This is a genomic window from Tabrizicola sp. (assembly GCF_031377265.1).
Lineage (GTDB): Bacteria > Pseudomonadota > Alphaproteobacteria > Rhodobacterales > Rhodobacteraceae > JAUYQR01.
Genome location: NZ_JANMET010000005.1, coordinates 1 through 14,950 on the forward strand (window position 1 = coordinate 1; position 14,950 = coordinate 14,950).

At 64.7% G+C, this 14,950-nt stretch carries 13 protein-coding genes; 2 read left to right on the plus strand and 11 right to left on the minus strand.

What is annotated here, in order from left to right:
* The 6 genes from RMO18_RS00365 to RMO18_RS00390 form a co-directional block, all read right to left on the minus strand.
* Positions 1-3,041: calcium-binding protein (locus RMO18_RS00365; RefSeq protein ID WP_309663253.1), on the minus strand; the 3,041-nt coding region annotated here is incomplete at its 3' end.
* Positions 3,042-3,177: 136 nt separating this feature from the next.
* Positions 3,178-4,482 carry a UDP-glucose/GDP-mannose dehydrogenase family protein gene (locus RMO18_RS00370; protein ID WP_309663254.1) on the minus strand — a complete coding sequence of 435 codons (1,305 nt, stop codon included), beginning with the start codon at positions 4,480-4,482 and terminating at the stop codon, positions 3,178-3,180.
* 144 nt (positions 4,483-4,626) lie between these two features.
* A complete protein-coding gene (locus tag RMO18_RS00375) occupies positions 4,627-6,969 on the minus strand; it encodes a DUF2793 domain-containing protein (protein WP_309663255.1) in 2,343 nt (780 codons plus the stop codon).
* Between the two features lie 99 nt (positions 6,970-7,068).
* Positions 7,069-7,962 (minus strand): DMT family transporter, encoded by an 894-nt coding sequence (locus RMO18_RS00380; protein ID WP_309663256.1) that lies wholly within the window; start codon positions 7,960-7,962, stop codon positions 7,069-7,071.
* 22 nt (positions 7,963-7,984) lie between these two features.
* The gene (locus RMO18_RS00385) at positions 7,985-8,587 is read right to left on the minus strand and encodes a LysE/ArgO family amino acid transporter (protein ID WP_309663257.1); all 603 of its coding nucleotides are present in this window, start codon (positions 8,585-8,587) and stop codon (positions 7,985-7,987) included.
* A complete protein-coding gene (locus RMO18_RS00390; protein WP_309663258.1) occupies positions 8,580-8,966 on the minus strand; it encodes an ACT domain-containing protein in 387 nt (128 codons plus the stop codon). The genes RMO18_RS00385 and RMO18_RS00390 overlap by 8 nt, the downstream gene beginning before the upstream one ends.
* A 97-nt stretch (positions 8,967-9,063) precedes the next feature.
* On the opposite strand from RMO18_RS00390, the gene RMO18_RS00395 reads away from it, so the two are divergent.
* Positions 9,064-9,954: a LysR family transcriptional regulator ArgP gene (locus RMO18_RS00395; protein ID WP_309663259.1), complete on the plus strand. Its 891-nt coding sequence runs from the start codon at positions 9,064-9,066 to the stop codon at positions 9,952-9,954.
* 31 nt (positions 9,955-9,985) lie between these two features.
* The gene (locus tag RMO18_RS00400) at positions 9,986-10,543 is read left to right on the plus strand and encodes a DinB family protein (RefSeq protein ID WP_309663260.1); all 558 of its coding nucleotides are present in this window, start codon (positions 9,986-9,988) and stop codon (positions 10,541-10,543) included.
* Positions 10,544-10,775: 232 nt separating this feature from the next.
* On the opposite strand, the gene RMO18_RS00405 is transcribed toward RMO18_RS00400, so the two are convergent.
* The 5 genes from RMO18_RS00405 to RMO18_RS00425 form a co-directional block, all read right to left on the minus strand.
* The gene (locus tag RMO18_RS00405) at positions 10,776-11,519 is read right to left on the minus strand and encodes a YebC/PmpR family DNA-binding transcriptional regulator (RefSeq protein WP_309663261.1); all 744 of its coding nucleotides are present in this window, start codon (positions 11,517-11,519) and stop codon (positions 10,776-10,778) included.
* A 340-nt stretch (positions 11,520-11,859) separates the two neighbouring features.
* Entirely contained in the window at positions 11,860-12,660 is an 801-nt protein-coding gene (locus tag RMO18_RS00410) for a class I SAM-dependent methyltransferase (protein ID WP_309663262.1), read from the minus strand.
* 149 nt (positions 12,661-12,809) lie between these two features.
* Positions 12,810-13,346, minus strand: coding sequence for a dihydrofolate reductase family protein (locus RMO18_RS00415; protein WP_309663263.1), 537 nt, complete (start codon positions 13,344-13,346; stop codon positions 12,810-12,812).
* 17 nt (positions 13,347-13,363) lie between these two features.
* Positions 13,364-13,720: a hypothetical protein gene (locus RMO18_RS00420; RefSeq protein ID WP_309663264.1), complete on the minus strand. Its 357-nt coding sequence runs from the start codon at positions 13,718-13,720 to the stop codon at positions 13,364-13,366.
* 11 nt (positions 13,721-13,731) lie between these two features.
* A partial coding sequence (locus RMO18_RS00425; protein ID WP_309663265.1) for an SLC13 family permease occupies positions 13,732-14,950 on the minus strand: 1,219 nt, incomplete at its 5' end.

The following is a 14,950-nucleotide window of genomic DNA, read 5'->3' on the forward strand; positions in this document are numbered from 1 at the left end:
CCCCCCACCAGCGTATCGTCGCCGTCGCGGCCGCTGATCTGGTCGTTGCCCGCGCCGCCGAGGATGAGGTTGGCCTGCGCGTCGCCCGCCAGCGTGTCGGCAAAGCCCGATCCCACCAGCCCCTCGATCCCGCCATAGGCATCGCCCAGCGCGTCGCCGCTGTTCAGGCCGGGGGTGGCCAGATCGGCCCGAACCGCCGCCGCCGCATCGGCGTAAGACGCCATGTCCTGCCCCGCGCCGCCCTCAAGGCTGTCGGCCGCAGCGCCACCCGCCAGCGTGTCGTTGCCCTCGCCGCCCACCAGCGTGTCGGCCCCCGCCCGGCCCGACAGGCTGTCATGGCCAGCCTCGCCGCGGATCAGGTTGGCCTGCGCATCGCCCGCCAGCGTGTCGGCAAAGGCCGATCCGCCCAGATCCTCGACCCCCAGGTACACATCCCCCGCCGCATCGCCGGTGTTGGCAGACGGCGTCGTCAGATCGGCCCGCAGCCCCGCCAGCGCATCGGCATAAGACGCCATGTCGCGCCCCGCGCCGCCCTCCAGCCGGTCCGCCCCCGCCCCCCCCGCCAGAACATCATCCCCCTCGCCACCGATCAGCGTGTCAGTGCCCGCCCCGCCGAACAGGTTGTCGTTGCCTGCCCGCCCGTCAAGCGTGTCGTTGCCGCCAGAACCGAAGACCATGTTCGCTTCGGAATTGCCAAAAAAGCTGTCGTTGAACGCAGTCAGCAAGAAGCTTTCCACCGAAACGAAACTGTCACCCACTGCATCCCCGGTGTTCAGCGACCCGGTCTGCAGGTCGATCCGCAGGGCAAGGGTGCTGTCGCGGTAACTGGCAAGGTCGATGCCCGCGCCGCCATCCAGCCGGTCGGCCCCCGCGCCACCGGTCAGCATGTCGTCGCCCTCGCCGCCATAAAGCGAGTCATTCCCCAGCCGCCCGAACAGGCTGTCGTTGCCGCCGTTGCCATGCACCGCATTGGCCAGCGAGTCGCCATACAGCGCATCGGCAAAGCCAGAGCCCTCAAGCTCCTCAATGCCGATGAAGATGTCGCCACGGGCCTCGCCCGTGTTGTTGCCGGCATCACCAAGATCGACGGTCAATCCCGAAGTTGCGTCGCGATAGCTGGCGCGGTCGCGCCCGGCGCCACCGTCCAGCCGGTCGGCCCCAGCGCCGCCTGTCAGATTGTCGCTGCCATTGCCGCCAAGCAGAGTGTCATTGCCGTCATTGCCTACCAGACGGTCGTTGCCGTCGCCGCCATCAAGCAGGTTGTCCTCGGCATCCCCGAACAAACCGTCGGCAAAGGCCGAACCGATCAGCGCCTCGATCGAGCCAAGCGTGTGGCCCGCAGCAAGGCCACGGTTCTGCGACGGTGTGTCAAGGTTGACCTGCACCGCAGACGTCGCGCCCTGATAGGACACACAATCAAACCCAGCGCCGCCCTGAATAGTATCCAGCCCCGCCGTGGCGCGAAATTCGTCGTTGCCATCAGTGCCGGTCAACAGATCCGACTGGTTGGTGCCATTGATCGGGTCCCCGGCGGAGGGCCGCTCGGGCGCCACGTGCCACAGCGGGAACAGATCCTGGGTGCGAAAGGCACCGGGCTGAATGGGCAGGCCGTTGGCGGACACGATCTCCAGCGTCTCGCCAAGATAGGTGATCAGCGCGCCGGTTGCGGTGGCCACAATGGTCAGCGCCGAGATGTCATAAACCCGGCCCCAGGCCGACAGATCGATCCGGTCGATACCCATCTGGAAATCGCCGATCCGGTCCGTCTCGCCATCAGCGGCCAGCACAAAGATGTCGCGCCCCGCGCCACCAAACATCACATCGGCCCCGGCCCCGTCCATCAGGATGTCTTCGCCCGCATCGCCCTGCAGCAGATCGTCGCCCGCCCCGCCAGACAACATGTCGCCCGATGCCGACCCGGTCAGCGTGTCTGCCTGTTCGCCCCCCGTTTGCACCTGCGCCAATGGGCCGGGGTCCAGCCGCAGCCGGGTGATCCCCGCGCCTTCACCGGCCACGAACAGCTCGATGACGCCATCCACCTCGCGCGCGGTCATCGCGCTGATGTTGTCCAGCGCCATGCCCGGAACCTGCAACTGCGTCGCCACCAGGATCAGCCGCCCTTCCGGGGTCAGCGTCATCAGGTTCAGCCCGTCATCGCCACCGCCCGCAATGATGAACACCCGGTCGCCGATCGTCACCGTGGCCAGCGACTGCACCCCCTGAAACCGCGTGTCCAGCGTATCCACCACATGATCCACCGGCCGCAACTGACCGCCGGGATCAACCGCGATGATGCTGACCGACGATGATCCGGCTGATGCGACCACCAGATAGGTCACGCCCGCCATGTTCACCACCTTGACGTCGGATGGGTCCGCAATCCCAAGGCCCTGCGGCGCCCCCAGCGTCGAGGTGGTGGTCAACGCGCCCCCCGCCCCCACGCGAAAGCTGCGCACAACATCGGCGTCAAGTGACAGCGACACCAGATAGGTCTGCCCCTCCACCACCACCGAGGTCAGCCCCGAGATATCGACGCCGGGATGCGCGCTGTCCAGCACCATCTGGCCCGCCGCCACCATCTTGCCATCGGCTGCCATCGTATAGCTGCGGATCGTGCTTTCCCCGGCCCGTGCCGCATAGAAATAGCTGACACCGCCCACCTCGACCACGGCTTGCGCGCAAATCACGCCGGCCAGCCCGCCGGGCAGTTGCACCCCGCCGCCAATCCCGCCCGCGGCGTCCAGCTGGTACGCCTGGACCGAGGCCTGATTGGCCCCCGACACCACCAGATGCGGCTGCCCGCCAACGTTGATCATTGTCAGCGTCGCTTCGGCCGGCAGCGTGGTTCCCGGTGCCACCTGTTCCTGATCGATCAGCGTCATCGCGGCATCGACGTCGATCGCCATCATGCCGCCACCCGCGCGCGTGGCGGTGTACAGCATCAGGTTCCCACCCTGAACCACAAGTTCCATGTCGCTGATCCCGGACACAAGATTCAGCGGCGCGTTCGAAAACGTCTCCACGATCTGAAAGGTATACACCTTGACCCCACCCACACACCAAATTCACCCAACGGCATGTTGGTCAGGGCGAAACGGTCAGAGGGCGCTGGGTTCGGGGCGCAATTTGGACTTTTGCCCCGGATTTTCGGCAAACACCGTGGATCTTTGGGTCAGCTCAGCGGCCCACGCCTTCATAGCGGGTAAAGCCCGCCTCGGCCACTTCCTCGCGGTCATAGACGTTGCGCAGATCAGCCATGTGAGGGGTCGCCATCTTGCGGGCCAGTTTTGCCAGATCGAGCGCGCGAAACTCGTTCCATTCGGTCAGCATCACGATCAGATCGGCACCGGAGGCCGCCTGATACGGGTTGTCCACCCACTTTACACCCGGAAGCAATGTCTCGCCCTCGTGGCGGCCCTGCGGATCGGTGACGCGCACCTTGGCCCCGGCCCCGACCAGCGCCGGAATGATCGTCAACGATGGCGCATCGCGCATGTCGTCGGTGTTCGGCTTGAAGGTCACGCCCAGCACCGCGATGGTCTTGTCGCGCAAACCACCGTCGCAAAGGTCGGTGATCTTGTCGATCATCCGGCGCTTCACCTCATCGTTCACCTTGATCACGGTTTCGACGATTTGCATCGGCACCGCATGATCCTGACCAATCCGCGCCAGCGCAAGCGTGTCCTTCGGAAAACAGCTGCCACCATAGCCGGGGCCGGCATGCAGAAACTTGTTGCCGATCCGGCCATCCATCCCCATGCCTTTGGACACCGCTTTTACGTCCGCTCCCACCCGTTCGCACAAGGCGGCGATTTCGTTGATGAAGGTGATCTTGGTGGCCAGAAAGGCGTTGGCCGCATATTTGATCATCTCGGCGCTTTCGAGGTCGGTATAGATCACCGGAAACTCGCGCAGGAACAACGGCCGGTAAACCTCGGCCATCGCTTTCTTGGCGCGCGCGCTTTCCACGCCCACAACCACACGGTCGGGGCGCATGAAATCATCGATCGCCGCCCCCTCGCGCAGGAATTCCGGGTTCGATGCAACGTCGAACGCCGCACCCGGCTTGGCCTGCTTTACCGCCTCGTATACCTTGCGGTTTGTGCCCACCGGCACGGTGGACTTGGTGACAATCACCGCGTATCCGGTCAGCGCCTGACCGATTTCTGCCGCCGCCGCCATCACGTAGGTCAAATCCGCATGCCCGTCGCCGCGCCGCGCCGGCGTGCCCACGGCTATGAACACCGCCTCCGCGCCGTCAACCGCTTCGGCCAGGTTGGTGGTAAAAGCCAGCCGCCCGGCCGCCACGTTCTTGGCCAACAGCGCCTCAAGGCCCGGCTCGTAGATCGGCACTTCGCCCTTGCACAACCGGGCGATCTTGCCTGCATCTTTGTCGACGCAAATCACGTCATGGCCGAAATCTGAAAAACAGACGCCGGACACCAATCCGACGTAACCGGTTCCCACCATGGCAATTTTCATCTTGAAGACCTTTGACTGACTGGGCGTATCTCTAGGCAGTGGGATGCAGCCTGTCAAATCCACATGGCAAAGGCGGGAACAATGCCCCGCCCTTGCACAGACATCACTTGCCAGGCACCACAATGGGTGCTGGCCGCCGCTGGATCAGCGTGCGGTGTAGCGCTGTTCGACGATCACATAGTCAACATCATAGGTGCTGACCGATGTGATCCCGACCGATTTCAGCGCCATCAGCCCGTAGCCAAGTTCGCGGCCGCTGGCAGTGGGAATATTCGTGGTGATCGTCGCTACCAACGTGCCGTTGATCCTGAAGGCCGCACTGGTGCCAGCCGCATTCACGTCCACTTCAAGAACGTACGTTGTGCCAACCGCGACAGTGGTTGCCGTGTCCACAACCGTCTCGACACTGTTGGCGCGGGTAACCGCCTCGAAACGCCCGCCATTCACGGCATTGGTGTAGCGGAAGAACGCGCCGTCCACGCTCTCACCGGTGTTGCTGTCGATAAAGCCGCTGCGAACGGTGTAGGTTTCCGTGACCGTGGACAACGTGACAATCCGGATCCGGCTGGTCTGGATGGCCCTGCCAAGCCCCAGTCGCATGATGTTGAAGGCCGGCGATATGATCGACGTGCGACCGGTTGCCGTGGTCCCCGTTGCCCCACGCTGCCAGCCATAGCCGCCATCCGGTGGCGTTTGTCCACCATGCGCCGCACCGGTACCGCTGACAACAAACGTCCAGCTTTCCGTGTTTGTGACCGCAGCGCATTCGTGCATTGCAAAGAACCGGTTTGCGCCCGGCTGGATCGTGTCAGCCAAGCCCCCATCCGCGATGGTGGCCAGTGGCAGGGTCACATCCGTGCCGGTGCTGCTTTCCAGCAGACGGGTTGCAGCGGTGTAGGTCAGATCGGTGGCACTCCCTCCGGCCGGTGCGGCAAAGGTGCCGTCGGCGCGCAGGAATGTCGTCGTGCCACCGCCCGATGCCGGCACCAGCCCTTTCGCACCGCTGGTGAACGTGGCCAGCAGCGCCGTCGCCTGTGCCGCGCTCAGATCCTCCGGATCGCCGGTTCCGGCGGTGGTGCGGCCTTTGAACGTCGCGGTCGCCATGTTGGCCAGCTTGGTGTTGTCCACCGCGTCCGTCGCAATGGTCAGCGCCGTGGCCCCGGTGACATCGCCGGTATGGGTGGCATTGCTGACCTTGGCCGTGTTCGCCGTCACCGCAGCTGTCGCTGCCACCGCAGTGGAAAAGTCGCTGATGAAGGCCGCAGTCTTGGTGCCCGCAAGATCCGCCGCGTTGCCGCTGAAGGCCAGGGCGGACAGGTCGTTCAGCCATTTCTGCGCCTTGCCGAAGGCCGCAAGGATGCTGTCGGCGGCCACAACCGCCGTGCGGCTGCCTGCAGCGGTGAACCCGGTCAACGCGCTGGCAACAACCGTTGCCGCAAAATCGCTGATCGTTGCTGCAAGCTGGCTGCCGGTATGGGTTGAACGGTCGCGCAGCGCGCTGTCCGCTGCATTCGCCGTGGCCCCGTTGGCGACGTTCAGCACCGTCCGCACCTGCGCCGCAGTCAGCGCCTCGGGCACCCCACTGCCCGCCGTCGCCCGCCCAAGCAGGGTGCCGGTCGCCAGATCCGCCATCTTGGCCAACCCGACCGCGCCCGGATCAATCGTCCACACCGCGCCCGAGCCCGACACCGTAACATCGCCCTTGTCGCCGTCGCTGACCCCGCCCGACCCAACGACAACACTCGTCCCGCCGGTGCGAACCTTCACTTCTCCGGTCGTAGTGTTCAGCCACAGCGTCCCGTCTGCCGGGGTTGCCGGATCCGCCGCCTGCCCGCCCAGCTTTACCGGCTGCGGCAGCGTCACCTGACCGGTGGCCGCCTCGGCCAACAACGCAGTGTTGAACACTGACCCGCTGGCGCTGACCTTTACCGAAAAGTCATCCCCCCCCGCCGTGCCCATCTCGGCGCGCCCGGAAAAGCCGGTCTGGAACAGCAGGCTTGCCGTATCCCCCGCCGCCGCCTTGTTCAGCTTCAGCTGATGCCCCGCGCCTGCGTGACTAAACAGCGTTGCCGGCGATGACACCGCCAACCGGTTCGTCGCATCCGGCGTGGCCGATACTCCCAGCCGCGTCGCGATCAGCGGGCTTTCCGCAGGCGTCTTCCACGCGACCCCGTCAAACACCGCCGTCGCGCCCTCGGCCAGCACATGCGCCTGCCAACCCAGCAATGGTGCGGTGAATTGCCAGCCGGTTTCAGAAAACAGCGCGATCCTGCCCGACTGCCCGGCCCACGGACCGGTTGCCCCCGCTGCCACGATATGCCGGTCGCCGACCGCAGGCAGCGCCGGGGCCGTGGTCAGCGTCCGGTTGATCACCGCCAGCTGGACAATCAGGTCCAGCACGGTCAGCGCTTCGTTATGGGTGACGTGTTTCTGCGCCTGCGCCGGAAGGATCAGGGGCAGCGACAGGATCGTCGTATCATCGGGCATGAAAACCTCCGCGGGAACGCCTTGATCAGCGACCCTAGGAAATCTGCCTTCACACCCTGTAACCCGACCGCGCGGCCCCCCGGCCCCGCGCGCAACGCCTCAAGGGCTCGGCTGCGGCGGAATCCGCCCGCGCCGCGCCTCGGCCAAGGTGTTCAGGCTCACCGCCGCCACGATCATCGCCCCGCCCAGCAGCACGAACCCGTCAACCGCCTCGCCGAACACCACCGCACCCAACAGCGCCGCCCAGACGATCTGCAGAAACGTCACTGGCTGCGTCACGGCCAGCGGGGCTGCATTGAACGCCCGCGTCATCGCGTAATGTCCGAATGTCGCCAATGCCGCCACCAGCGCCAGCCAACCCAGCTGATCGCCCCGCACCGGCTGCCACACCCACCAGGCCATCGGTGCCAGACCCACCGTCACCGTCACCGACAGCACCGCCACCACGACCGATGCCGGGGCCAGGCCACTCAACCGCTTGGCAAAGATGTAACTCACCGCAAAGAACAACGTCGCGCCCAGCTGTGCCAGATGCCCGGCGGAAATCTCTCGCAACCCCGGACGCAACACCACCAGCGCCCCGACAAGCGCCACAACGACCGACAGCATCCGCCCGCGCCCCAACCCCTCGCCCAGCAACAGCCCCGCAATCACCAGCACAATCACCGGGTTCAGAAACCCAATGGCCGCCATCTCGGCCACCGGCACCCGCGCCATCGCGTAGAACCACAGGATCACCGCCGCCACATGCAGCAGGCCGCGCCAGCCGAACAGCCGCAGCACCTCGGGCGCAAACCGCATCGCCCGCGCCTGCCACATCGCCGGCAGCAGAAACACCAGCCCGATGCCAAAGCGGATGAACGCCGATTGCGCCGCCGGCAATTCCGTCCCCAGATGCCGGACCACGCCGTTGACGCCAACAAAGGCGACACCCGTGGCCAGCATCCACAACACCCCTTCGACGGGGCGGCCAAGATCGCTCAGTGCGCGCATGCGGCGGACAGAACCCGATGCCTCAACCAAAGGCAAGGGTCGCCGCGATGGCCCACATCGTCACGCCCACCACAATCTCCAGAACCACCCAGGCCTGCGGTCGCGCAAACAGCGGCGCCAGCAGCCGCGCGCCAAAGCCCAGCGCGGCAAAGAAGCTCAGGCTGCCTAGGGCCGCCGCAATGCCAAAGGCCAGCCCGTGCGGCGCGTATTGCGCCGAGATCGACCCGATCAGCACCACCGTGTCCAGATAGACATGCGGATTGGCCCAAGTCAGCAAAAGGCACGTCGCCAGCACCCGCCCCAGAGGGACCGTCCCACCCGCCGCAGGCTTCAACGCCTCGCCCCCCAGCAGCGCGGCCTTGAACCTCAGCGCGCCGTAGACCAGCAGGAACGCCACCCCGGCCCAGCGCATCGCCTCGCCGATCCAGGGCACCGCGCCCGATACCGCGCCAAAACCTGCCACCCCCGCACCAATCAGAATGGCGTCCGAAATGGCACAGGTCGCCACCACCGCCGCCACATGCTCGCGCCGGATGCCTTGACGCAGCACGAACGCATTCTGCGCCCCAATCGCCAGAATCAGGCTGACGGCCACCACATAGCCGTGCAATGCCGCCTCAAGCACTGGCCAGCCCCTGCAGTGCCGCCATCGCATCCTGCCGCCGGTCCCATTGCACAAGGATATGATCATGATGGAACCCCGCGATCACATTCGCGCTGATCCTAACCTTCGCCAAAGCCCCGGCAAATGCCGCCGTCAAGCCAACAGCCGCCAGATCGGAATGCACCGTCAGGCTGATACGCGCCCAGGCTTCCGATACCATCCCCGCCGCCCGCAGCGCCTCCAGCGGGGCCACAACCGTCAGGCCCTCATCTTCATTCACCGTGGCAAAGGGCACCAACGGCAACGCCCCGCCGGCCCAGACCGCAAAGCCATACGGCTCCGCTATCAGCACCGGCTCCATCTGCCGCAACAGCACCGCCAAATCGCGTTCGCCAGCCATCCTCGCCTCCCCTTTTCTTGCGATCAGACACAAGTCCCACTGGTAAGTCCAATTAATGTTTCTATACTAGATTAAGCAAAACTTCAGCGGTCACCCAATGCTCGATCCAGCCCAGCTTGCCGCGCTCGCCGCCGTCCACCGTCGCGGCTCGTTCGACCTTGCGGCGGCCGAACTCCACGTCACCCCCTCCGCCATCTCGCAGCGCATCAAGGCGCTGGAGGAGGCCGCCGGAACCCTGCTCATCCGGCGTGGCCAGCCCTGCACGGCGACTGGCGCGGGCCTGCGCCTGATCCGCCACCATGACGAAGTGGCACTTCTGGAACGCACCCTGTCACAAGACCTGCCCGGCCTTGGCAGCCGCCCGGCCACCCTGCGCCTCGCCGTCAACGCCGACAGCCTCGCCACCTGGGTGATCCCTGCGCTTGCCGCGACGACCGGCTTTCTTTTCGACCTGGTGATCGATGATCAGGACGTCAGCCAGGATTGGCTGAAACGCGGCGAGGTTGCCGCCGCCATCACCGGCCACCCCGGCCCGCTGCAAGGCTGCGACACGCACGCCCTCGGCGCGCTGCGTTACCGCGCCACCGCCTCGCCCGCATACATGGCGCGCTGGTTTCCGGGCGGCGCCAGCCCCGCCACCCTCGCCCTCGCCCCGGCGCTTACCTTCTCCGAAAAGGACCGCCTGCAGGAAATCTGGGTCGCCTGCCAGACCAAGGGCCACGCCCGCCGCGCCGCCTTTCCCAGCCACCGGATGGGCTCGACCCACGCCTTCGTCGATGCCTGCCTCCACGGCCTCGGCTGGGGCCTCAACCCCGAGCCGTTGGTCGCCGCCCACCTGGCTACCGGCGCGCTGGTGGAACTTAAGCCCGACACACCCCTCGACGTGCCGCTGTACTGGCAGTTCACCCGCCTCGCCGCCCCGGCCCTCGCCCCGCTGACCGCTGCCATCCGTCAGGCCGCCGCCCAAACCCTGGTGCCCCCCGGTTGACGCGCGCCACGCCACGCCGCATCCTGCCGCGATGACCGATCCCTTGCGCCCCTACCGCCAGCTTGCCCGCAACGCGCACCTCGCCAACCGGCGTCTCGCCAAGGCCATCGCCGCCTTGCAGCCCGGCGAATGGGATGCCCCGCGCGCAAGCTTCTTCCCCAGCCTCCGCGCCACGCTGAACCACATCTACACGGTCGATCTTTTCTACCTCGACGCGCTGCAAGGCGGCACCCTGGGCGTTGCCGCCTTTGAAACCAAGGAACCCTATCCCGATCCCGCCATGCTTTTCCCGGCGCAATTCGCCCTCGACCTGCAAGCCATCGCCCTTATCGACAGCCTGACCGTCGAAGACCTCGCCCGCCCGGTCCATATCCACCGCCACGACCGGATCCAGATCGACAGCATGGCCGACACGCTTATGCACGTCTTCCTGCACGACCAGCACCATCGCGGCCAGGTCCATGCCATGCTGTCAGGCACCAGCGTCACGCCGCCGCAACTGGACGAATTCTTCATGGCCGATGACGCAAGGTTTCGCGTCGGGGATCTTGCCGAACTGGGATGGGACGAAACGATGCTCATGCGCTGACATGCGCCATCGCCACATCCGCCAAGGGAACCGACCCCGGCCTTGCCGCGTTGCCTTGCTGATTACACTGTCAGGAGGACACCACCATGAAAGGCGTACTCGCCTGGGCCATCGGCATCCCGATCCCGATCATCATTCTGCTGTATTTCGCCGACGTGTTCTGATCCGGCCAACAGCCCAAAACGCAAAAAGCCCCCAACCGGGGGCTTTTTTATTCCGTCCGGTACGAAGATCACTCCAGCAGCGCCGCCACATCCTCGGGGATGTCGAAGTTATGCGTCACCGTCTGCACATCGTCATCCTCTTCCAGCATGTCGATCAGCCGCATCAGCTTTTGCGCGGTGTCCAGATCCACCTCGGTCAGGCTCTGCGCCTTCCAGATCAGCTTGGACTCCGTCGATTCCCCCAGCGCCTTTTCCAGCGCGTCCGAAACCTCTGACAGGTTCTCGACCTGGCAATAGATCCAGTGACCGTCGTCGTCGCTCTCCACGTCATCGGCACCGGCATCAAGCGCCGCCATCATCACGTCATCGGCAGACCCCGCCGACGCCGGATACGAGATTTCGCCCACCCGGTCAAAGCTGTGCGCCACCGATCCGGTGGTGCCAAGGTTGCCGCCGCATTTGCTGAAATACGACCGCACGTTGGATGCGGTCCGGTTCAGGTTATCCGTCATCGCCTCGACGATGATTGCAATCCCGTTCACGCCGTAGCCTTCATAGCGGATCTCGGTATAATCCGCGCCATCGCCCATCTGGCTTTTCTTGATCGCGCGATCGATCACATCCTTTGGCATCGACAGCGCCTTGGCCGCCTTCACGGCAAGCCGCAGACGCGGGTTCATGTCTACGTCGGGCATGCCCATCTTGGCTGCGACGGTGATTTCCTTCGCCAGCTTGGAAAACATCTTGGAGCGGAGTTTATCCTGCTTGCCCTTGCGGTGCTGGATGTTCGCCCATTTCGAATGGCCTGCCATGACCCGTCACTCCGATCCCGTCTTTGGTGCTGGCGGTGCTTACACCAGCGCGCGGTCGGGCCGCAAGCCCGTGGCTGACAGTCGCGAAGAACGGTTCAGCCCGTCCAATGCCCGGAATCAAGGGCGAAGCCCGCCGGGCAGCGCCTGACCGCCCCCTCGGGCAGGCGCTTTTGCAACGGTTGCCAGCAGAACTCCGGTAGGACGTGTTGAACCATAAACCGCCCGGGAACCAGCCGACCAGCGCCCGCCCGGCGGTCAGGCGTTGCCCTTCGTAGTCGGAGGCGAAGGGAGGGTCTGAGCCTGTTGCGGACGTTTATGTCGATGCCTCAATAGCCTCGTTTCAAGTCTTCTTCGCCTGCAAAAGAAAGCTCATGGGAATCTGTGCCTCTCGCCCTTCGTATATGTCGTACTCAGGTTCTCGGATCGAATATCCAAATTCCTTCAGGGACGTTGTCGCCAGTCCGGCGACGGCGCATGAAGTAACGATTTGACCGACGGAATGTATAAACCAGTAGCCGGTTTCGCCCTTGCCGTGGTCAACCCCGTCGTATGAAATCAAACCTTCCGCTTCTAGAGGATCCGTCCTGAAGTAACTGAAGGCAGGCTCATGTGGCGTTTCGCTGTCCGGGTCGAACATTTCCATGAAGGGGTGGGTTTCGTAAATCACCAGGTGACCACCGGGATGGAGGAGCCGCGCGATCACGCCGAAAAATGCGTCAAGATCGGGCATCCAGTTCAGAACGCCAATCGTGATCAGCGCCAGATCAAAGGTGCCGACATCTTCATTCAGATTGTAGATGTCGGCCTCGACCAGACGGCGCTGGAGGCCAGCGGCCTGCGCAAGCATCCTTGCCTGTTCGAGAAACGCACCGGATTGATCTATGCCCAGCGACGGCCGGATACCGAGCGATGCAAGCGACAACAACTCCCGAGCGTTGTTGCACCCAACCTGGACAGCCGATTTGCCTTCAAGTCCCAATACCCGGATCGCCTCGGTCAGTTCCGGGTCCAGCACAGAAAACCCTGGCTGGGCGACTTGCTTGATCAAAGCGTCCCACTCTTCGCCTTGACCATGCAGGGAAGCAGAAGCATTCCATGCCGCCTTGTTGGCAGAAGTGTAGACCGCAGATGAGCTCGTCATGGTCGTGCACCTTCGCCAGTTAACCGGACCATCCCTTGGCCAGAGGGCAGATTCGCGAGCCATTGGTCAAGGGCAGCTTCGTCCGCAAAGCGGACATTCCCATCCGCGCCCGGAACCCAAGCGCAAAGCGCCTCCGGGCCGCGCCCGCCTCACCCCGCCCCATACCTCAGCCGGATCACGTCCTCGCCAATCCGCTCACTGCCCAGCAGCCGCATCGGCGGCCTTGGCCCCACAAACATCGGCCTGCCTGTCCCCAGGACCACCGGGCGCAGGTACATGTGCACCTCGTCCAACAGCCCCCGCTCGCCCAACCAATGCGCCAGCACCGTCCCGCCCACATCGATTTCGCCCTGCAGCTCGTCCTTCAGCCGCCGGATCGCCGCTTCCACGTCGTCTTTGATCAACGTCGCATTGGGCCCGACCTCGGTCAGCGTCCGCGACACCACCCATTTCGGCTGCCGACGCCAGGCTTGCGCAAACTCGCGCTCTTCCGGCGACCAGCCCGGCTGGTCCTCGTCCCAATACTGCATCAGCTCGTACAGGCGACGGCCATAGATGCTGCCGGCGATCCCCTTGGTCATCTCGATGAAATGCCGAAACAGCACCTTGTCCGGCATCATGTCCTTGTGATCGTGGTCGACATACCCATCCAGCGACACATTCATCGCGAAGATCAGCTTTGCCATGCGGCCATCCCTTCCCGCTAGCCTTCCACCTCCGGCGGCGACACGAACACCCGGTCCATCCCTGCCGGATCGGTGATCACCACCTCGGCAAGTGGTGGCGAAACACCATCGGCCCCCAGCGCGTCAACAATACCGGTAAACAACTGGCGCAGGACATTGGGATTTTCCACCACGTTTACCACATAACCGTAGCCCGGCCCGCACTCCTCCAGCCGCCCCGACCCGCCCGATGCCGCCCAGTCGGCGCGGCAGACCGTGCCATCCGACAGTGTCAGTGTCAGCACCGTGTCAGACAGCCGCGCCGCCTGCGGCACCGGATTGCCCGAAGGCACGCCACAGCCCGCAAGCAGCATCAAGACCAAAACCTTGCGCATCAGAAATCCTTTCAAAGCGGCCAGATAAGCGGGATCAGCGCACAGGACACCAGCATCACGATCACATTCAACGGCAAACCGATCTTCACATAGTCCGAAAATCTGTACCCGCCCGGCCCGTAGACCATCATGTTGGTCTGGTACCCGACCGGCGTCGCAAAGGCGAGCGTTGCCGAAAACATCACCGCCACCACAAACGGGCGCGGATCAAACCCGAGCGTCTGCGCCAGTTCAATCGCAACCGGCGTGTAGATCACCGCCACCGCGTTGTTTGACAGAAACTCGGTCAGCACCAGCCCGATGAAATACACCGCCAGGATCAGGAAAAACGGGCTCAACCCCACCATCCACGGGGCGACAGCCGTCACCATCATCTCAACCGCGCCGGATTGGTCCAAACCCTCGCCTACCGCCAGCATCGCAAAGATCATTGCCAGCAAACGCCCATCGACAAAGGAAAACGCCTCGTCGCTGTCCACGCAATGGGTGATCAGGATCACCGCCACCGCAATCACCGCCAACGGCAGGATCGGCGCCGCATCCAAGGCCGACAGCACCACGATCAGCGCGAGTGCAGCCAGCGCGATGGGGGCCTTGGCGCGGCGGAACGCTGCCACCCGCGGTCGGCTGACGTCCACCAGATCCATATCCGCCGCCAGCTTCTGGATATCCTCTATATTGCCTTCCAGCAGCAGCGTGTCGCCGACCCGCACGATCAGATCATCCAGCTGCCGCCCGATGTTCTGGTTGCGCCGATGCACCGCCAGCACATACACGCCATAGCGCCGCCGCAGGCGCAGCTCGCCCAAAGACCGCCCCTCCATCCGGCAGCCGGGGCCGATCAGCACTTCCACCGTCTCGGTCGTGACTGACGATAGCTTGTCCACCAGATGCAGGTCGCGGCGCGTCTGCAATCCCAGCAATTCTGACATCTCAGTGCGCAGCACCACCCGGTCACCGGCCTGCAGCACCACGGGTGCCAGATCCCGCCGCAGGCTGGCATCGCCGCGCAACACGTCGATCAGCCGCACGCCGTCGCGCTTGAACAGATCCACATCCATCACCGGCTGGCCGATCAGCGGGCTGTCTTCGGGCACCGCCACCTCGGTGAAGAACTTCATCTTGCGCCGGTCACTCAGCAGCGCGCCCATCGACTGGCGCACCGGCAACAGCCGGTCACCAAACAGCGCAAGATAGATCGCCCCCGCCACCGTCACCGCGATGCCGAGG